This is a genomic window from Flavobacterium hydrophilum (assembly GCF_003202405.1).
Classification (GTDB): domain Bacteria; phylum Bacteroidota; class Bacteroidia; order Flavobacteriales; family Flavobacteriaceae; genus Flavobacterium; species Flavobacterium hydrophilum.
Window position 1 is genome coordinate 1,756,885 of the sequence record NZ_QJHL01000001.1, and the last position, 17,998, is coordinate 1,774,882.

Below are 17,998 nucleotides of genomic sequence, written 5' to 3' on the forward strand. Positions count from 1 at the left end.
TTAGGTTTTAAAAAGTGTTCTAATTTATTTTAAATTAGTAAGTAATTACAGTAAATATAGAATGTTCTTTTATCTTCTCTCTTCCATTTAGAAAAGAAAGTTCCATTAAAAAATTAAACTGAACAATTTCTCCTCCAAGTTCATGAACTAAATCAGCAAGTGCTCTGGCCGTTCCACCAGTCGCTAATACATCGTCGTGGATTAAAACTTTTTCTCCTTTTTTAATGGCATCTACATGCATCTCTAAGGAATCGGTCCCATATTCCAGATTGTAAGATCTCGAAATAGTTTTGAAAGGTAATTTGTTTGGTTTCCGAACAGGAACAAAACCTGCATTGAGCCGGTCAGCTAATAACATTCCGAAGAAAAAACCTCTACTTTCAGCTCCTACTACTTTATCAATTTTTAGACCGTTTAGAGAACTAAGTAAAATTTCAAGACAATATTCTCTTGCAATTGGATCATTTAGTAGTGGAGTAATATCTTTAAATAAAATTCCTTCTTTAGGAAACCCCTGAATATCACGTATATAATTTTTTAAGTTCATTTTTTTTTATTTTTATGTATTTTTTTGCTTGTTTATCTCACATTTCTTCCTATCTTTGCACCCGCAAACAACACTCATCAAAGCTACTAAAAATAAGCTTACTGAGAACATAAGGCCTCGTGGCGCAACTGAATAGCGCATCTGATTACGGCTCAGAAGGTTACTGGTTTGAATCCAGTCGAGGTCACCACAGCCGAATGGCGTCAATTGAACACAATTGACGCCATTTTTTTATATATTAACAAATGAGTTAAATCCTTTTTTGTTTTTTATCTCCTTTTTTAGAATCACATTAAAAAAAGAAGATAAATTACAAAAATAAATATTCACATGAAAAATAAGCAAATTTAAAATTTAGCATGTTATAAACTAACAGGATGAAAGCACCAATATTGGAACAATCTAGAGTACATATTTGCTTGTTTAATTAGTTGACTTCCGATTTTGCTGAGCCCAGAAATATTGAGCTATCGCGAAGAAAAGCCGTAATCCAGATTAAGACCATAGGAATTCCAGGATTCAGCATTGAGGCATCTTTTGCAAGCTCGGTAGCCATTGCTCCTGCAAAATAGCAGCAAAGCAGAATGAATCCGATTTTCATTGTTTTAGGTATAGCGAAAAATACTACAAATATCATCTCCATTAATCCTAAAACACTTGGATTGTATTTTTCTAAACCTGCTACCGACCAAGGGAGATGAATAAATTTCATCAGACCGCTTATAAATATTATTGCAGTTGTCAATGATGTCAGTAAAATCGCAGTGATTTTTTTTAATTTCATGTTTTTTTTAAAATTAATTTTTTAATTCTCTCGCCTCAACAATTACAAAATACCCAATGCGTTCTTTTATCAGCCATTTCCCCTCCTGGAAAACATATTTGTCGTCATATTTAACGCTGTAATCCGAAAGAACATCCTTTCCTCCTGTTTCCCTAATCATTTTAATTTGTGTGAATGAAATACCAGTAGCCATATTACCATTGATCTTTACCGAATGCTGACCATTTAATGTAAAATAAGTTTTAACATGAGAAGCGTGTACATTGAACTCTTTTTCCATGTTTTCTCTTCCTGAAACATTTCCTGCTAAAAAATCACCCATATAAGCTTTATAAACAACATCCGGTGTAAATAAATTAACTACCTCGGAGATCTTTTTTTCATCACTTAAGTAGGCATAGTCATCAATTAAATTTCTTAATTGTTCTTTTGTGTTTAAAATTTCTAGTGTCATAATTTTATAATTAATAGTGTAAATAATTCATGCTTTAAAAAATAGATGTCGTAATTGTTTTTAATTTTTTCGTTTTAGATGATCAAAATGCTTTATCCCCCCAGCATTCTATAGCACGCAGCAAGCTTCTAAGTATTTTTCCGTGGGCAGTTAAGTCATATTCTATGGCAATACAATTTTGTTTTAATTCACTTCGAAAAACGATGTCATTGATCTGTAGTTCCTGAAGTGACTTTGATAGGATCTTGGGAGATTTCATCAGAACCTTTTGTGTTTTCTTGTAATTCCATTTATTATCCTTTTTTAGTATCAGGCTGTTAACTTTATACAATCATTAATTTTTATTATCACGTCTATTCGAGGTCAATAACTTCAAATAGCTTGTATGGCTGCAGCATTTTTGCGTCAAACTCTATATGGAAATCCAGGTCATAAAGCAACGTTCTGAGAGTCTTTAGTTCAAGTCTGTGCTGTCGGGTTAATTGAAAAATCAATCCAATGCCCATACTGGTAATATTGTCAGTCCACTGATTAATTTCCTGTGTATTATCAAATTTGTTTACAAAGCTCTCCACAAAAGCCTGTTTGTAGGCAGTTGGGACAACCCCGTACTCCTTTGAGTCTTTGGCATAATCGGATATATCTTCTATGTCAAAGTCCGTTCTTTTAAGAACAAGCACCAGGCACTCTGATACTGATGAGGTTTCAATAGGCAGGCCGCTAATCTGCATGCGGTCTATACGCATTATTGTAAAAGGCCATTCACCGGTTGAAGGCATTAACTGATATAAATTCAGGATTGAAGAGTCTATTTTTCGTTCTATTTCCATATTGATCTTTCAATTTTTCAGGACGGGCCACTCAACTTAGAAAAGCTTTTAATCCGTGTTTATTTTTTTATTCTGTTTTATTTTTTATTCTGGACAAAATTAATTTATATTTGCTTACAATTTATTATCTATTACCTAAAGGTTAGTAGGTAATTAAAAAGAATCTCGATATGAAAGAGCAAAAAGAATCAGAAGAAGTTGTTGTAAATAAAGAATTTACAGACGAATGCCACAGAGTGATGGCAGCGGTAAGTGACGCCCTCTACGCCATTGGTGGAAAGTGGAAATTAATGATCATCATCGCTATGGCCAGAGGCAATAACAGGTTTACAGAACTCCAAAGACAGGTTACCGGAATTTCTGCCAGAGTACTCTCAAGTGAATTGAAAGAACTTGAACTGAACGGTTTCATCATCAAAAAAGTTGCTGTGGGATATCCCGTAACAATCGAATATCAGCTTTTACCCTACAGCCATACTCTTGAAGAAGTTGTTGCTGCCATGACTAAGTGGGGAATGCAGCATCGTGAAAAGATCAAAAAAGACAGATCTTAGTATAAAAAATGATGTTAGTCTTAGACATATAATTTAGACCGTCCTAATTTATAGGACGGCTTTATAAATATCACTCTTCAAAGCGCTTAAAATCAAAACTAAATAACAGTATTGCTGCCTTCATCACCAAGACAGTATTAGTCACACAAATTACAATACCACTATTTGAGGTTTTTCTATTTTATCTATTTTTCCTCCTGTCAATACCATTCTGTTTTCCAGAGCGTTATTAAAATCATGAGGATAACCTTTAGATACTTTACTGGCTTCGTCCAGTTTTTTAATCTGAATTGTATTTAAATTCAGATCAGCGGCTTTTAGATTGTTTTGAATCTGCTCATATGTTCTGGCGCCAAGAATTGGAATAACACCTTTTGACTTCAGCCAGGCAAGAGCTACCAATTCCGGCTCACTCTCAATTTCACCAGCAATTGAAAACAATTCATCCAGCACAGTTTCTGCAGTAGGATCACCTTCATAAGGAATACTGCCTTTAAACGCAGTAGCCCTGCCACTTTCTCCTTTTCGGTATTTACCAGTTAGAAGACCGCCTGCCAAAGGTGACCAAGCCATAACTCCAAGGCCAAAAGCCTCCGCCATTGGTAAAATATCACGTTCTGTAGTGCGCTGTAGAAGACTGTATTCTACCTCTATAGCGCTCACAGCCGACCATCCTCTAAGATCAGCAAGTATTGCAGCTGCAGAAACCCGCCATGCCGGAAAATTAGAAATGCCACCGTAAAAAATCTTTCCTGCACGTACAAGATCATCAAGGCCTCGTACAATTTCTTCAATAGGAGTAAAAAAATCATCCTGATGAACAAAATAGATGTCAATCCTGTCAGTATTAAGTCTTTTAAGACTGGCCTCTACAGACTGAACCATATTTTTACGATGGTTACCAAGCGTTCCTAAAGCTTGCTGCGGGACTATTCCCCTGGTATATTTGGTAGTGATTACCAGATCATTTCGTTTTGAAGCTATTGCTTTTCCAAGAATTTCTTCTGATTCGCCGCATTGATAGGTATCCGATGTATCTATAAGGTTTCCTCCATGTTCAGCATACAAAGAAACTATTCTATCCGCTTCTTTTGAGTCCGTGCCATACCCCCATGCCTGCCCAAAATTTCCGGCACCTAATGCAAATTCACTAACCGGTAAGCCTGTTCTCTTTCCTAAAAGTTTGTAATTCATCTTTTTAGTTTTTAAATTAAAATACAAAAGTATTTACTAAAGTGTTACTTTATATTAGTGCTATACAAAAGGTTAGTGATTATTATTTAGTTATCATTTAGCTTATTTTTAAATGTTTATGATAGTTTCTAAAATAAAGTGAGGGTAAAAGTATTTGTTTTTAGAAAAAGATTATAAATGAGCCTTAGAGTAAAGTAAACTAACGTCCAAAACTCTAAATTTGCATATAATTCTACAACATGAACCAAAAACAGGAAGAAAAATTAAAAACCCTCAGCTATTCAGGAATTTTCCTGTCCTGTTTTGCTGATTATAGCGAGAAGTGCATCCATGCTACACCAGAACATGTTTTGGTTTATATATATTCCGGAGAGCAGGTAATTGAAGATCGTGACAAAAAAATTACATTGCAAGAAGGTGATTGCGCTTTTATAAGAAGAGATCATCGTTTGAAAATGTATAAGAACAGTAAAGACGAAGATTTATACAAAGGCATTTCCCTTACCTTTAAAAGAAACCTACTACGTGAGTTTTACAGTAAAATAGATAAATCACAATTACCAAAATACATACCTGTTTCAGATGATAATGTTTTTAAGCTAAAAGCTACACCAGCTATAGGAAGTTTGTTTCAATCACTTACACCCTATTTTGACAGCAATATAAAACCAACAGAAGAAATAACTCATTTAAAATTACAGGAAGGCATTTATGCTTTATTAAACAGTAGCGAACTTCTTTATCCTGTACTATTTGATTTTGCAGAACCTTGGAAAGTCGATATTTTGGAGTTCCTAAATGAAAACTATATGGATGAATTGTCTATGGAACAAATAGCATCCTTTACAGGCCGCAGTCTGGCAACCTTTAAAAGAGATTTTAAAAAAATAAGCAATCTTACACCACAAAAATGGCTGATTAAAAAGAGACTTGAAGTAGCCTATATTAAACTTAAGGAAGAGGGCAAAAAAGTGCATGATGTGTATGTAGCTGTTGGGTTTAAAAATCCTTCGCACTTCTCGACAGCATTTAAAAAGCAGTATGGAATGCCACCAACAGAAGTTTAGATTTATTATAAACTGAGCTTCTCAGAAAAGACATTTGAGCCTCGCAGTAAAGTTACTGCGAGGCTTTGTTTTTAATTTTGTATTGTAAAGAGATATTAAAAAAAGGTAAAAATGAAAGTAAGAGCTGCAGATATATTTGAAAGATTGCGAAATGGCGAGACCATTACCCCAAACGCCCCTCAGGCTCATGAGCTTAGGGAAGCCTCATATGCTACTCAAGAATTACTGTTTCAAATGAATAGTTCTTCTAATCCTTATGAAATCCGAATGATATTGAGCCAAATTACAAATACTCAAATTGATGAAAATACAACTGTATTTACACCACTGTATATCAATTATGGAAAGCATCTAAGTATTGGTAAAAATGTATTTATCAACTTCGATTGTACATTTTTGGCATTAGGAGGCATAACAATAGAAGATAATGTGCTTATCGCGCCTAAAGTCAGCCTACTATCCGAAGGGCATCCCATCGCTATTAATCAAAGACACTCACTAATTCCCGGTCATATTCATATTAAAAAAAATGCCTGGATAGGTGCAAATGCGACTATTCTTCCCGGAGTTACTATTGGGGAAAATGCAATTGTAGCAGCAGGAGCTGTAGTATCTAAAAATGTTCCTGACAATACTATTGTGGGAGGTGTTCCTGCAAAATTTATTAAAACAATAAGTGACAACTAACAAAATAACATGATGAAAATTAAAATTTTAGCAATCGCCAGTCTAATGATATTGGGTCAGGCCTGTACCCAAAAAAAAGAAAAGAATCAATCCGAAAAAACGAAAGAAATGAAACAAATATCATCAAAAGAATATACAACTTTTAAAGTCAGTGATAATGTTACAATGTATCGCGTTGCTTTTAAAAACCAATATAATATGGATGTAGTAGGACATTTATTTATTCCAAATAATTTAGATCAGGACGCAAAACATCCAGCTATTGTTGTTGGGCATCCCATGGGAGCTGTAAAGGAACAAAGTGCTGATGTCTATGCTTCAAAAATGGCAGACTGTGGCTTTATAACTTTAGCGATTGATTTATCTTTTTGGGGAGAAAGCGCAGGTGAACCCCGAAATGTGGTAGCTCCTGAAATTTACGCTGAAGATTTTAGTGCTGCTGTAGACTTTTTGGGAACACGCCCATTTGTGGATAGAAATGATATTGGAGCGATTGGAGTTTGCGGAAGCGGAAGCTTTGTTATTAGTGCGGCAAAGATTGACCCAAGAATGAAGGCTATTGCAACGGTTAGCATGTATGATATGGGTTCTGCAAGTCGTAATGCATTAAACCATTCTCAGACAGTCGATCAAAGAAAGAAAAATCAACTTGAAGCTGCAGAACAGCGCTATGTCGAATTCACAGGTGGCGAAACCAAATATACCAGCGGAACTGTTCATCAATTGGATGACAAAACAGATCCTATACAGCGTGAATTTTATGAATTCTATCGCACTCCACGTGGCGAATATACTCCTAAAGGCGGATCTTCGGAAACTACAACCCATCCAACACTCAGCAGTAATACAAAATTCAATAATTTCTATCCGTTTAATGATATAGAAACTATTTCACCACGTCCGCTGCTTTTTATAACTGGCGACAAAGCTCATTCAAAAGAATTTAGTGAAGATGCTTATAAACGTGCTGCAGAGCCTAAAGAATTATATTATGTTAAAGATGCAGGACACGTAGATTTGTACGACAAAATTGAATTAATTCCATTCGATAAGTTAGAGTCATTTTTTAAAAAATATTTACATTAAGAAATTTTAAGTTTTTAAAAATCATTATCGAAGTAGCTTCTAATACAATTAAATCTTCCTAACAAATCTAAAGGATAGAAGTGAAATCCTTTGCGGCGGGGTTTGCCGCAAAGATTGCTTCGCCAATTCGCTTGCGCTCGGGTGGAACGTATAGTGGGAAAAGCTCCTAAAAAGACATTAAATAAAGAATAAAGAGCATACCTGAAGAAAAGCAGCCAACTTCGGGTATGAATTCCTTATTAGTCCCGCTGCGATATATTCTTTTCCGAAACAAAAAATAAACTTATAACTGGTCTCAATAAAGCTTTGGCCCAGTGCAGAAGAAAGACTTTCTTTAGCAAAAGCACAAAGCCGGCAAAAGAATTTGGTTTCTGGACATAAAGGTTCGCTCCCTTATCAAAGGTATCTTCAATATCTGCAGGATGGTCCCAGGTGGAGAGCATAACGGCAGGAATGTCCCGAAGGTCTTTATCACCCTTTATTTCTTCTAACGCCTGCTTCCCTCCTTTAACGGGCATATTGATATCTATAAAAATAATATCGGGATCGGGCTGGGATTTATCTTTTAAGGCATCCACGAGCTGCTGCCCGTTTTCAACCGTAGTTACATCAGAGGGAATATCAGCCTCATCCAGGGCATCGATGAATAATTCCTGGTCGTCCTTATCATCCTCGGCCAGTATAATTTTTACCGGCTCTTTTTCATTTAAGTTTTCGGCAGACGGGTTTTCAGAGCTTATCATCTTGAAGCGTTTTTATAATTCCCAAAAGTACTAAAAATGCTTAAATGAAATGATAACCTGCAAAATTTAAGACCTCAGGTTTAAGGATTCTGCCTGAAATCCATCCTGTGAAGTCTTAGCGGCATCTGTGACCTGAATTTGAACTCTAGTGCCGTAATTATTTGACCTGTGCATTATCCCCTTTGGCGGGACCAATTGTAGGTCCCATTGCACTAGGGTAGTTATGATTTTGAGTTTTTAAAAAATATCATTTGTGAGCCTTGCCGTATCCACTTTTATAATTGTCATGGGAATTATAAAAAAATAAAACTTATTCATGTAAAACCACAACCATTAAGTTGCACCTTTGAAGTATAAATCAACCTGGTTTTACCTTAGTAAATTTTCAAGCGCAAAATCATATCATATAAATAGTTCTGCAGTGTTCATTCCAAGGACTACTATTCTGTGTTTATTTATCTTTAATTCAGTCAGATCTCTGAGAAGAATTTGTAAGTAGACATAAAATGGAAGATTATGTTTATTATGGACGCCCGTCTAATACGCAAGTATCTGACGGGTTTTCCATTTATAATAAAAAGTTTCAAGGCTGATTTACTTCATAGTAAAATAACTTCTTTCTATTAATGTTAATAAAAACATAATTAAAAGCTATGTTTTGATTTGCTGTTTTTTAATAGCCTACATTTGGATAAATTAAATATTTAAGATGCAAGAAGGTACAGTAAAATTTTTCAATGAAGAAAAAGGATTCGGATTTATAACACCCAATAATGGTGGTAACGAAGTTTTTGTTCATGTTTCAGGTCTATCAGAAAACATTCGTGAAAGCGACTCAGTTCGATATGACATCGAAGAAGGCCGAAGAGGTCCAAACGCAGTAAACGTAATCATAGCGTAACATAGTTATAGAACTAGTTTATAAAAGCATCTGTCTTAAACAGGTGCTTTTTATTTTAGCAAATTTAGGAAATGCTCTTCTCATTGATTTGCTAAATTAGTTTTAAGCATTCTATCAGAAATAAAACCATGAAACGGCAGACCCAATATTAGTATTAAAAGTCTTAAGCTAAAATGAGTTTCATGTTTTTAGACTCCGTTCAAAAAATCAAAGCATCAACACTTTCAATTTCAGGTAATACCTCTGGTTTATAGTTGCCCTAAAAATGATTTCAATGTTGATAAATACGATTATGAGCTGTTCAGCTGATACTTTAAACCTGGTAATTTTCGACTCTTGTTTTAAAAAAGTAATACTGATTGCTTACTACCTCAAAAAAGTCGCCATACTATTGATTTTTAAATTAAGTTATGACCTGCTTATTTTTTTTTTTAAATAGATATTTTTTCTCGACACTCACATAGTCTTTACGAAACTTTACAACAATTGAAGTTCATTTCAAAGAGAATACTGAAATATTACAGATCGCAATTGTTTAATTATTTTAATAAAACATTAAACAAAACAATGTTTATTTTATTTAACTTAGCTATTCACTTTGAGTTTTATTTGAATATGCAGAAGCAATTAAAGAAATAACCGATATAAGAGTAAACTGCAGCAGGCAATTTTTAAATAACAAAATAACAAGCAGAAATAATCAAAGGTTAACTATTGAAATTATGATACACTATATTAAATACCTGTAACAGAAATATTTTAAAGCACTAGCGTGGCTATAATAACCTCCACCAATTAAACCTAAACATCTCATGTATCAAAACTCATCCCTTTTACAAAATATAATTGACTCTATTCCCCTACCCATTGGGGTGTATGTGGGAGATAATCTAAAAATTGAATTAGCCAATGCCGCAATGATCAAAACTTACGGAAAAGGAAATGATGTAATTGGAAAAACCTATCTTGACATTGTTCCCGAAATTGAAAAACAACAAATTTTGGATCAGGCATTAGGTGTACTTAAAACCGGAATAGCTTTTCATGCTATAGGTAAAAAAGTAGATCTGGTAATAGAGGGAATGATGAAGGAACATTATTTTAATTATAGTTTTATACCCCTTTTTGATAATTACGGAAATGTCTATGGTGTAGTTAATACCGGCACTGATGTAACCGATTTTCAACTGGCAAAAGAAGAAGTACAAAACTCGAATGAAAGACTTAAAATGGCTATTGACAGTTCTGGAATAGGAAGTTATGAAATAGACCTTATTACAAAAAAAATTAAAACATCCGGAAACTTTGATGCTATGTGCTCAATTGAGAACGAAGTAACCAATGAAGATTTAATTGCAAAACTTCATCCTGATGACCTGCCTGCACGTGAAAAAGCACATCAGGAAGCTAAAACAAGCGGAAGAATAAGCTATGAGGCCCGAATTATCAATAATGATAATTCTGCCCGCTGGACTAAAATTGAAGGCAAGATTTTAAAAGATAAAGATGGCAATCCAAAAATTATAATTGGAATTATCCAGGATATCCATGAGCAGAGAGAGTTTGAAGAAGAATTAAAAAAACAGGTTGCCAGCCGTACAGATGAAGTAACACGGTCAAATAATGATCTCATGCAATTTGCCGGTGCAGTCAGCCATGATCTTAGAGAGCCACTGCGAAAAATTAAAATTTTCAATAATCTTTTAAGAAATGATATAGAAGGGTATGTTAACGAAAAATCTAAAAAATACCTTCACAAAGTAAGCCAGTCTGCCCAGAGAATGGAAAATATTATCGAGGGAATCCTAACCTACTCTACATTGGATAAAACATTACAAGTTATTGAAACCGTAGATCTCAATGAAGTTATTGAAAATATAAAAATAGACCTAGAACTGGTCATAAGAGAAAAAGATGCCATTTTAGTTACCAGTGACCTTCCAAAAATACAGGGTGCGCCAATTCTAATTAACCAGCTTTTCTATAACCTGATACAAAATGCTTTAAAATTTTCAAAAACAAATCAGCCGCCCAGGGTTATAATAACCAATACTATTATAAATAGAGATGCTCAGGATTTGGTACAAATTACAATCAAGGATAATGGCATAGGCCTCGATGCAGCATTTGCAGAGAAAATTTTTACGGCATTTGAAAGACTGCATTCTAAAGATGAGTACGAAGGTAATGGCCTTGGTCTGGCACTCTGCAGAAAAATCGTTAAAAGACACAATGGAAAAATCACTGCAACAGGTGAAAAAGACAACGGGGCGGAATTTACAGTTACACTTCCCTTAAGACAAAAAATGGATACTATATAAAAGCTATACTTTTTACACTTTTATGAAATCACGCTAGGAATTTATCCAGTATTTATCAGTACGAATAACTGATTATTGAATAACTATCAGATGAATTTCAAGGGCAGTATTGATTTTAAATCAAACATGAAGCATTGATTAACAAATCAATACTGCATATAATCATCATAGAAGATGACCTGGATGATCAGGAACTTCTAAACGATGTATTTTTATCACTCAAGTATCCCAATGAAATTATCTTTTTTTCAGATGGAGAATATGGTTAAAATGCGTATCTCCAAACTACGTAAAATGATATATTAATTGAAAGAGGTTGTGAATTGCCTCTTTTTTATTTTTTTAAAATAGCATTTTTATTTAAAATCCATATTATTTGTCCGCAGAAAGTCAACGCTGTTTACCTCAGGCACGAAGAGAAAGTAGAAAAATTCAGTCAACAGTAATTCGGTCAAGAAACTCTTTGGTAATTGGCTTAACGTGAAAAGCAACCACATTCTTATCGCTAAGTGATCGGGCAATATCTTCATTATCAATTGTTGAAGATAGAATATAGGTCCTGCAATAATTTTTTAAAGTGAGAGACAGTTTGTCATAGGCTTCCATAAAATCAAACCCTGACATAACGGGCATATATATATCGACAAATATTACCTGTGGCAAAACATCAATATTTTCCTGATTTTCCTGGAGGTATTTAAGAGCCTCTGCTGCATCTGAATATTCTAAAACATTTTTCCCAAAATTATTTTTAATGATCATACGTGACGGAATATAAAGATCTATAATATTGTCATCAATAATCATTACGTTTTCAAATTTTGCTTGTGATCCTGTTATCATGGTTTCAAATTTTTTAGTTTGATAATAAATGTGGTTCCTTGCCCCTTCTCTGACTTTAATTCTATGGAACCCTGCAAAATTTCTATAGTATCTTTTACGATATATAAGCCGATACCCGAGCCGTCCTTATTGCCGGATATTCGAAAAAACATCTCAAATATTTTTTGATGATATTCTGGCGCAATTCCAATCCCGTTATCAGCAATAATAATATTAAGATTTTCTTTATCTGAACATCCTGTTATTCTTATATATTTATCACATTCCTCTCTTTTGTGATATTTTATAGCATTTGAAATAAGGTTTTCTAAGATGGTATTCAATCGCAGCCTGTCTGTGTAAAAGGGATACAGTTCTTTTATATCAATTTCATAATTAATTCCTTTCGCTTCGCTCACACTTTGAAGCGAATCCAATATACCATATACTGTTTCCTGAATCGAAATCTTTTCGACTTCAAGTCCTGTGCGGTTGTTTCGGGAGTAATTTAAAATATTTTTAATGAACTCATCCAAACGGTTGATACTATTGCGTATCATTTTAGCATGTTCAAGAGTATCTTCCTCCTCACTTTCATCTTCTATAAAAGAAAGCAGCCCAAGAATTGAGGTAAGAGGAGAACGTAAATCATGGGATACGCTATAAACAAAACGATCCAGTTCTGAATTAGTTTTGATAAGTTCCTTATTTCGTCTTTCTAAATTTAGTTCTGCTTTTTTTCGATCTGTAATGTCGTTAGAAAGGATGAAACGTGCAGGAATTCCTTCATAAATTATTTCATGCGCAATGATTTCTACCGGAATAATGGTGCCGTCTTTCTTCTGATGATTCCACACTCCCCTATTAAAACTTGTTGCATTAATTTCTGAAGAATTAAGTGATTTTATGAAATTATCTTTATCGTGGTCTGGTCTTATGTCCAGAACATTCATCGAAAGGAATTCCTCACGGCTATATCCATATTGCAGCACTGCCATTTTATTGACATCTAAAAATTTTAAAGTAACTAAATCAATAACCCACATTGCCATTGGATTATGGTCAAAGAGGTAACGGTATTTTTTTTCATTTTCTTTAAGGGTGTTCTGCGCTTTTTTATGTTCACTAATATCACGGACAAAGAGAAGCGTGTTTCCATCTTTAAGTTTTTTTGCAGACAATTCTACATCAAGCAAAATTCCGTCCTTTCTTTTAACCCTTCGTTCATCCCTTATTGTTTTTCCCCGTTTTAATGCGTCTGTTCTTAAAGGACTTACCTTAAGATCTTCCTCCAAAAAGAAGTCTTCTATAGAAAGCTGTAAAATCTCTTTTTTCGAATAGCCTAATTTATCACAGGCATAGTGATTTGCCTCAATGATTTTCATTGACTCATCCATAAAACAAATGGCATCGCTTGCCTGTTCGATAAGAGAATTATAACGAAGTAAGCTGTCTTCTATCTTTTTGCGGGATAAAACTTGTTCTGTTACATCATTGGCAAAGAATAGAATACCGTCAATAGTTCCGTCAATACCTCTATGTGCCTGATAAATAAAATTTAAATAAGTATCATGCAGTTTTCCATCTCCATGATAATCAAATTTAATCAGCATTTCATTGGCTGAAAAGGTTTCTCCGGTTTTATAAACCGTATCTAAAAATTCAAAAATCCCTTGTGCTTCAAGCTCAGGCAAAACTTCTTTTACTGTTTTGCCAATGATATCTTTTTTATCAATTAATTTCAGGTATAAATTGTTTGCCAGTTCATAAACATGATTAGGTCCTTTTAAAATCCCCATACAGGAGGGAGCCTGCAAATACAAATCATCGAACCGCTGTCTTTCAATTTCAAAGGCTTTTTCTAATTTTTTTTTATCGGTGATATCTTTGGCTATTCCATAACTAATTTTATAAACATCATCCCAGGCTGCAGACCAAAGTAAGTAAACAATATTTCCGTTTTTATGGATATATCGATTTTCAAACATAGTTAACTGTACGCCATTTTGAACATTATTAACCGCATCTATGGTAATTTCAATATCATCATGAAATATTAAGTCCATATACTTTTTGCCTATCAATTCTTCAGGCTTATATCCTAAAATAATTTCTGAGGCTTTATTCACATTTACAAACAGCCCCTTTTCATCATAGGAACAAATCAAATCCACTGAGAAATTTAAAATTTTATTATTATCATTTAAGGACTTCTGGAGTGCTTTAGTCGTCCCGGAAAGTTCTATTTCTGCTATTTTACGTTCAGATATATCATGATGTTCAATCAACGCCATGTTTTCAGAGCTTTCAAATCTACTCACCCTCATATTAAACCACATGTCTTTTTGAGGAGAATGACAGGGATATTCTAAATAAAATTCATTTACGATACCGTTAAGAACGTTTTTAATTCCTTTCAATGCTTTAAAAGCAAATTCTTCTGTACCTATATTTTGAATATTACATGCCTCAAAATAGTTTGCTCCTTCGCCATATTTTTCCTGAGGATACCCGCCATTATTTTGGGCAAATGTATTCCATGATTTATTTACTTTAAGAATGGTTCCTTTTGCATTTATAACAGCAATATGAGAAGCTAATGAATCAAGGATTCCTGTACTGAAAGATTCGCTCATTTTAAAAGCATCATCAGCCTTTTTTTGCTCGGATAGATTATCAATAACCTCAAAACTCTGTTTTTCTTTATATGATTTTGAAATTGATTTCTCGAAAAAAGTATTATTGTTGCTGCTGTTAAAAAAAATAAAATCCTTGTTAATCCATTCAACAACATCCTCTTGACCAATAATTTTAGAAACAAAAATAAATGGAATTTGTGGCGCCAGCTTTTCCTTTATTTCAAATGCAGTAATCCCATCAAAAAATGAAAGGGAATAATTGGAAATTATCAGATCTGGTTTAAACTGATTGAGAGCCAGTACAAATTCCTTCATAGATTGCACAACATTTGTTATGCAAATGATATTATTTAATTCCAACTCGCGTTGAATCAACTTAATAACGGAAGAGTCCTGCTCAATTATTAATATTTTAGTTTCCATAGACAACATTATATAGCCGAAATGTTTTTGATATTAATCTTTAAGTTTATGAACTTATTAAAATCCTCCTGTCTCCTTTTTGCAACCGGTAGAATTGTTCCGTTTGAAAGTTCACAGAAATAGCCATCCTTCTTTGATATTTTAACGACATGACGAATATTAATTATATAGGAATGATGTATTCTAAAAAAATAGTTATTGTCCAGAATAGCGGTGTATTCTCCTAAATTCCTGCTTGACATGATTTTACTGCCATTTACGAGAAAAAAATTAGTGTATTTCCCATCAGCCTGGCACAAGATAATTTCTGCCATGGCAATTAATTCTATTTTATCCAAAGAAGCAATAGCAACATATTCATTTGACTGCTTAATTGAGTTTAAAATATTAATATTATCAATGTTTTGATTTTGGTAGGAACGCTCCATTTCAATTCTTTTGATTACTTTATAAACCGCTAAAATCATAGCGTTAAAATCAATTGGCTTTAAGATAAAATCAATCGCATTGTGTTTAAATGCCTTCACGGCAATATTTTCATTAGTAGAGATAAAAACCAATTTAGGAATACTAAATTCTAATTGTTCAAGCATTTCAAAAAAGGTATTGTCCTGCAGTTGAATATCTAAAAACACGACATCAGGTTTGTTGTTTTTTATCATAGATATGCCTTCAATTACGGAAAAAGCTTCACCGATTATTTTTATAATCATAAAGTTCTCTTCTTCAAATTTTTTTAAAATAAGTAAAGTGTCTGTTTGTTCCGTTATGATTATAGCCTTAATAGATGTCATGGATTTGGTATGTTGAATGGATTTTATCTTTATTAATTTAATGTTCAAAATAAATTAGTCTTCTGATTTTTATAGTTTTAATTATAAAAAACAATGAATAAGTAACGGATTTAAATTAAAGCAATAATAGAGCGCAGCATGTATATTTACATTTTTTTGAAACATAAAGTAATAAGCGAGCATATATAGGAATAAGCGATGGAAAATTGCTATCATGAGATGATTCTCAGCAACTGCATTCTTTAAGTAGGTTAGTGAGTAATAACTAATCATTTTTGTGTTGAATGCTTTTTTAATAACAACTACTTTGTCATTAATTAACATTTCGTAAATTAATTATTTGATTACTAATTAATTACAATTTCAAATTTACAATTAATTTTCTGCATAAGAGTTATAACAAATAAAGTTTGATATAGGCTTCTAAAATAATTTCGCTAAAGAAGTTATTTGCTATGGATTTCGTGGTTTTATATCTGTTTCAGGCATTCATTTCCTTTCTTCCTGGTATATTTCCTTTACTTCACGCTCCAAAATGTCTGGAATAAATGCTCTTTTTTAATTATAATTAGGATAATCATAACGATTATACATTGTAAATTACTTATCATTTTTACTTGAAAGTCATTCTTTTTTATTTGTACACGAAATCTATTTACTATCCGAAGTAGTTTAAACGATACAGGTTGATAACGAAATTATCAACTGATAAAGGATATGATAGTATTTTAATACGTTTTACATTTCTCCAAAGACAAGATTACGTCCGCTGCGGCCATAGCCCCGATAGCAGTGAAATCCTTTTGTGCCGGTGTTCGGCACAAAAGATTGGAAAGTATAGCGGAAAGAGCTCCTGAAAAAAATTAATATGTCTTTTCAAATCACTTACCCCAATACTCTATTAGCAAACTTTTGCCGGACGATACCGATACCAGTTTCAGTAATCCATTAGTGAAAAAATCAGTCATAGGAGAGAAATTTACAGGTATAAATCCCATGTAAAGATTTATTTCCGCATTTTAATTTTTAAGGTTTATAATCTGCTGTGTCCATGTGGGAGGATTAATGTAGAACCGGCCATTGGCATATTGTACAGGCTCAATTCCCATCTGAGGAAACTTCTCCCACTTCTCAAAGCTCTGGCTGTAGGGATAAGGCCTTTTTTCATCCATAAAATAATGGCATGAAGTCCATAAACTGCCATCGGGTCCTTCAAACAGGGCATTGTGTCCAGTTTCCTGATATGGATCCTGGGTATCTGTAAATTGCAGGTGATCGTAACCTCCGCTTACAGCGAGCTCAGGGCGGTACCCTTTTTTTCGGGTGCCAAATATAGGTTCCTTGGAAACTAATTCCCAAGGTCCCATTGGTGATTTTGATTTTAATAATCCTACTTCATATCCTCGTGTCCAGCTAGAAAAAAACATAAAATAGGTTCCTTCTTTTTTAATCACATAAGGTCCTTCAATTCCGCCAATCATCCACTCAGGATAACCCGGCTGTTTTTTATCCAGAAACTTCTCAATGGGTGTGGTCAACTTGCCTGATTTTAAATCAATTTTTGCCTGAAAAAGTCCGTTGCCGCTACAGTACAGATAAGTATCTCCATTATCATCTTCAAATAACGTAGAATCATTGTTATATTGGCTGGTCAGCGGTCCGTTGACCAACTTATAGGGACCTGTAATCTTATCCGATGAGAAAAGCCAGATACTGTGTGTGCTCATCCCTTTGGGATCTTCCTTGGTCACCTTGCCGCTGTTTATAGTGAGATAGTATTTATTCTGGATCAAATGGATTTCAGGTGCCCAGAAACGGCCATTATAAGGACAGTCCTTGGGCAATTTAGCGGCATCAATAAGATAGGAATGAAATTTCCAATTTACCAAATCATCCGAAACCAAAAGCTTTACACCAGGATTAGGTCCTGTCCATACAGGATTCGAAGTACCTGTTGCATACCACTTGCTATCTGATTTTACAATCATATAATCACGCATGGAAAGAACAGAATCACGGGTCATAGGATTGGTATACTTAAATACTTTTGATGCTGTATCTGTTTTAGTTTCCTTACCGGCAGTAACTTTTTGGGCAAAACTGGCAGTAGAAAAAATGAAAATAAATAAAAAAAGGGGATTTCTCATAATGT

At 33.9% G+C, this 17,998-nt stretch carries 18 protein-coding genes and 1 tRNA gene; 8 read left to right on the forward strand and 11 right to left on the reverse strand.

The features are described 5' to 3' along the window. Positions 1 to 34 precede the first annotated feature (34 nt). The gene (locus DMB68_RS06705; RefSeq protein ID WP_110345844.1) at positions 35 to 547 is read right to left on the reverse strand and encodes an adenine phosphoribosyltransferase; all 513 of its coding nucleotides are present in this window, start codon (positions 545 to 547) and stop codon (positions 35 to 37) included. 113 nt (positions 548 to 660) lie between these two features. On the opposite strand from DMB68_RS06705, the gene DMB68_RS06710 reads away from it, so the two are divergent. After that, positions 661 to 737: transfer RNA gene (locus DMB68_RS06710), tRNA-Arg, on the forward strand. Between the two features lie 237 nt (positions 738 to 974). On the opposite strand, the gene DMB68_RS06715 is transcribed toward DMB68_RS06710, so the two are convergent. From DMB68_RS06715 to DMB68_RS06730, 4 genes are all read right to left on the reverse strand, one after another. After that, positions 975 to 1,259, reverse strand: a complete 285-nt coding sequence (locus DMB68_RS06715; RefSeq protein ID WP_231131591.1) for a hypothetical protein — start codon at positions 1,257 to 1,259, stop codon at positions 975 to 977. A gap of 85 nt (positions 1,260 to 1,344) precedes the next feature. Next, positions 1,345 to 1,785, reverse strand: coding sequence for a nuclear transport factor 2 family protein (locus DMB68_RS06720; protein WP_110345846.1), 441 nt, complete (start codon positions 1,783 to 1,785; stop codon positions 1,345 to 1,347). Positions 1,786 to 1,867: 82 nt separating this feature from the next. Next, positions 1,868 to 2,044 (reverse strand): winged helix-turn-helix transcriptional regulator, encoded by a 177-nt coding sequence (locus tag DMB68_RS23790; protein ID WP_124019399.1) that lies wholly within the window; start codon positions 2,042 to 2,044, stop codon positions 1,868 to 1,870. 94 nt (positions 2,045 to 2,138) lie between these two features. Next, positions 2,139 to 2,615 carry a hypothetical protein gene (locus DMB68_RS06730; protein WP_110345848.1) on the reverse strand — a complete coding sequence of 159 codons (477 nt, stop codon included), beginning with the start codon at positions 2,613 to 2,615 and terminating at the stop codon, positions 2,139 to 2,141. Between the two features lie 170 nt (positions 2,616 to 2,785). On the opposite strand from DMB68_RS06730, the gene DMB68_RS06735 reads away from it, so the two are divergent. Further along, positions 2,786 to 3,169 carry a winged helix-turn-helix transcriptional regulator gene (locus tag DMB68_RS06735; RefSeq protein ID WP_110345849.1) on the forward strand — a complete coding sequence of 128 codons (384 nt, stop codon included), beginning with the start codon at positions 2,786 to 2,788 and terminating at the stop codon, positions 3,167 to 3,169. Positions 3,170 to 3,319: 150 nt separating this feature from the next. On the opposite strand, the gene DMB68_RS06740 is transcribed toward DMB68_RS06735, so the two are convergent. Beyond that, entirely contained in the window at positions 3,320 to 4,363 is a 1,044-nt protein-coding gene (locus DMB68_RS06740; protein ID WP_110345850.1) for an aldo/keto reductase, read from the reverse strand. Between the two features lie 239 nt (positions 4,364 to 4,602). Here DMB68_RS06740 and DMB68_RS06745 point away from each other — a divergent pair, with 239 nt between their 5' ends. The 3 genes from DMB68_RS06745 (at position 4,603) to DMB68_RS06755 (ending at position 7,203) form a co-directional block, all read left to right on the forward strand. Beyond that, positions 4,603 to 5,430 carry an AraC family transcriptional regulator gene (locus tag DMB68_RS06745; RefSeq protein WP_110345851.1) on the forward strand — a complete coding sequence of 276 codons (828 nt, stop codon included), beginning with the start codon at positions 4,603 to 4,605 and terminating at the stop codon, positions 5,428 to 5,430. Between the two features lie 111 nt (positions 5,431 to 5,541). Next, entirely contained in the window at positions 5,542 to 6,117 is a 576-nt protein-coding gene (locus DMB68_RS06750; RefSeq protein WP_110345852.1) for a DapH/DapD/GlmU-related protein, read from the forward strand. Between the two features lie 12 nt (positions 6,118 to 6,129). Continuing rightward, positions 6,130 to 7,203 (forward strand): alpha/beta hydrolase, encoded by a 1,074-nt coding sequence (locus DMB68_RS06755; RefSeq protein ID WP_165830104.1) that lies wholly within the window; start codon positions 6,130 to 6,132, stop codon positions 7,201 to 7,203. 239 nt (positions 7,204 to 7,442) lie between these two features. Here the strand turns inward: DMB68_RS06755 and DMB68_RS06760 are convergent, their stop codons facing one another. Then, the gene (locus DMB68_RS06760) at positions 7,443 to 7,946 is read right to left on the reverse strand and encodes a response regulator (protein WP_110345853.1); all 504 of its coding nucleotides are present in this window, start codon (positions 7,944 to 7,946) and stop codon (positions 7,443 to 7,445) included. A gap of 709 nt (positions 7,947 to 8,655) precedes the next feature. On the opposite strand from DMB68_RS06760, the gene DMB68_RS06765 reads away from it, so the two are divergent. The 3 genes from DMB68_RS06765 (at position 8,656) to DMB68_RS23725 (ending at position 11,437) form a co-directional block, all read left to right on the forward strand. Beyond that, on the forward strand, positions 8,656 to 8,847 hold the full coding sequence (locus DMB68_RS06765) for a cold-shock protein (RefSeq protein WP_110345854.1): 192 nt from the start codon (positions 8,656 to 8,658) through the stop codon (positions 8,845 to 8,847). An 812-nt stretch (positions 8,848 to 9,659) separates the two neighbouring features. Then, positions 9,660 to 11,168: a PAS domain-containing sensor histidine kinase gene (locus tag DMB68_RS06770; RefSeq protein WP_110345855.1), complete on the forward strand. Its 1,509-nt coding sequence runs from the start codon at positions 9,660 to 9,662 to the stop codon at positions 11,166 to 11,168. Between the two features lie 134 nt (positions 11,169 to 11,302). Next, positions 11,303 to 11,437, forward strand: coding sequence for a hypothetical protein (locus tag DMB68_RS23725; protein WP_262510111.1), 135 nt, complete (start codon positions 11,303 to 11,305; stop codon positions 11,435 to 11,437). 163 nt (positions 11,438 to 11,600) lie between these two features. On the opposite strand, the gene DMB68_RS06780 is transcribed toward DMB68_RS23725, so the two are convergent. The 4 genes from DMB68_RS06780 to DMB68_RS06795 all read right to left on the reverse strand — a co-directional run bounded on the left by DMB68_RS06780 (position 11,601) and on the right by DMB68_RS06795 (position 17,993). Continuing rightward, the gene (locus tag DMB68_RS06780) at positions 11,601 to 12,011 is read right to left on the reverse strand and encodes a response regulator (protein WP_110345856.1); all 411 of its coding nucleotides are present in this window, start codon (positions 12,009 to 12,011) and stop codon (positions 11,601 to 11,603) included. After that, the gene (locus DMB68_RS06785) at positions 12,008 to 15,052 is read right to left on the reverse strand and encodes a PAS domain S-box protein (RefSeq protein ID WP_165830105.1); all 3,045 of its coding nucleotides are present in this window, start codon (positions 15,050 to 15,052) and stop codon (positions 12,008 to 12,010) included. The genes DMB68_RS06780 and DMB68_RS06785 overlap by 4 nt, the downstream gene beginning before the upstream one ends. A gap of 8 nt (positions 15,053 to 15,060) precedes the next feature. After that, positions 15,061 to 15,846 carry a LytR/AlgR family response regulator transcription factor gene (locus DMB68_RS06790; RefSeq protein ID WP_110345858.1) on the reverse strand — a complete coding sequence of 262 codons (786 nt, stop codon included), beginning with the start codon at positions 15,844 to 15,846 and terminating at the stop codon, positions 15,061 to 15,063. Between the two features lie 1,019 nt (positions 15,847 to 16,865). Continuing rightward, a complete protein-coding gene (locus DMB68_RS06795; protein WP_110345859.1) occupies positions 16,866 to 17,993 on the reverse strand; it encodes a glycoside hydrolase family 43 protein in 1,128 nt (375 codons plus the stop codon). Positions 17,994 to 17,998 lie beyond the last annotated feature (5 nt).

Coding starts and splice junctions, on each gene's coding strand:
- DMB68_RS06705 (WP_110345844.1), bottom strand. CDS start 547: ATGAACTTAAAAAATTATATACGTGATATTCAGGGGTTTCCTAAAGAA.
- DMB68_RS06715 (WP_231131591.1), bottom strand. CDS start 1,259: ATGAAATTTATTCATCTCCCTTGGTCGGTAGCAGGTTTAGAAAAATAC.
- DMB68_RS06720 (WP_110345846.1), bottom strand. CDS start 1,785: ATGACACTAGAAATTTTAAACACAAAAGAACAATTAAGAAATTTAATT.
- DMB68_RS23790 (WP_124019399.1), bottom strand. CDS start 2,044: ATGAAATCTCCCAAGATCCTATCAAAGTCACTTCAGGAACTACAGATC.
- DMB68_RS06730 (WP_110345848.1), bottom strand. CDS start 2,615: ATGGAAATAGAACGAAAAATAGACTCTTCAATCCTGAATTTATATCAG.
- DMB68_RS06735 (WP_110345849.1), top strand. CDS start 2,786: ATGAAAGAGCAAAAAGAATCAGAAGAAGTTGTTGTAAATAAAGAATTT.
- DMB68_RS06740 (WP_110345850.1), bottom strand. CDS start 4,363: ATGAATTACAAACTTTTAGGAAAGAGAACAGGCTTACCGGTTAGTGAA.
- DMB68_RS06745 (WP_110345851.1), top strand. CDS start 4,603: ATGAACCAAAAACAGGAAGAAAAATTAAAAACCCTCAGCTATTCAGGA.
- DMB68_RS06750 (WP_110345852.1), top strand. CDS start 5,542: ATGAAAGTAAGAGCTGCAGATATATTTGAAAGATTGCGAAATGGCGAG.
- DMB68_RS06755 (WP_165830104.1), top strand. CDS start 6,130: ATGAAAATTAAAATTTTAGCAATCGCCAGTCTAATGATATTGGGTCAG.
- DMB68_RS06760 (WP_110345853.1), bottom strand. CDS start 7,946: ATGATAAGCTCTGAAAACCCGTCTGCCGAAAACTTAAATGAAAAAGAG.
- DMB68_RS06765 (WP_110345854.1), top strand. CDS start 8,656: ATGCAAGAAGGTACAGTAAAATTTTTCAATGAAGAAAAAGGATTCGGA.
- DMB68_RS06770 (WP_110345855.1), top strand. CDS start 9,660: ATGTATCAAAACTCATCCCTTTTACAAAATATAATTGACTCTATTCCC.
- DMB68_RS06780 (WP_110345856.1), bottom strand. CDS start 12,011: ATGATAACAGGATCACAAGCAAAATTTGAAAACGTAATGATTATTGAT.
- DMB68_RS06785 (WP_165830105.1), bottom strand. CDS start 15,052: ATGGAAACTAAAATATTAATAATTGAGCAGGACTCTTCCGTTATTAAG.
- DMB68_RS06790 (WP_110345858.1), bottom strand. CDS start 15,846: ATGACATCTATTAAGGCTATAATCATAACGGAACAAACAGACACTTTA.
- DMB68_RS06795 (WP_110345859.1), bottom strand. CDS start 17,993: ATGAGAAATCCCCTTTTTTTATTTATTTTCATTTTTTCTACTGCCAGT.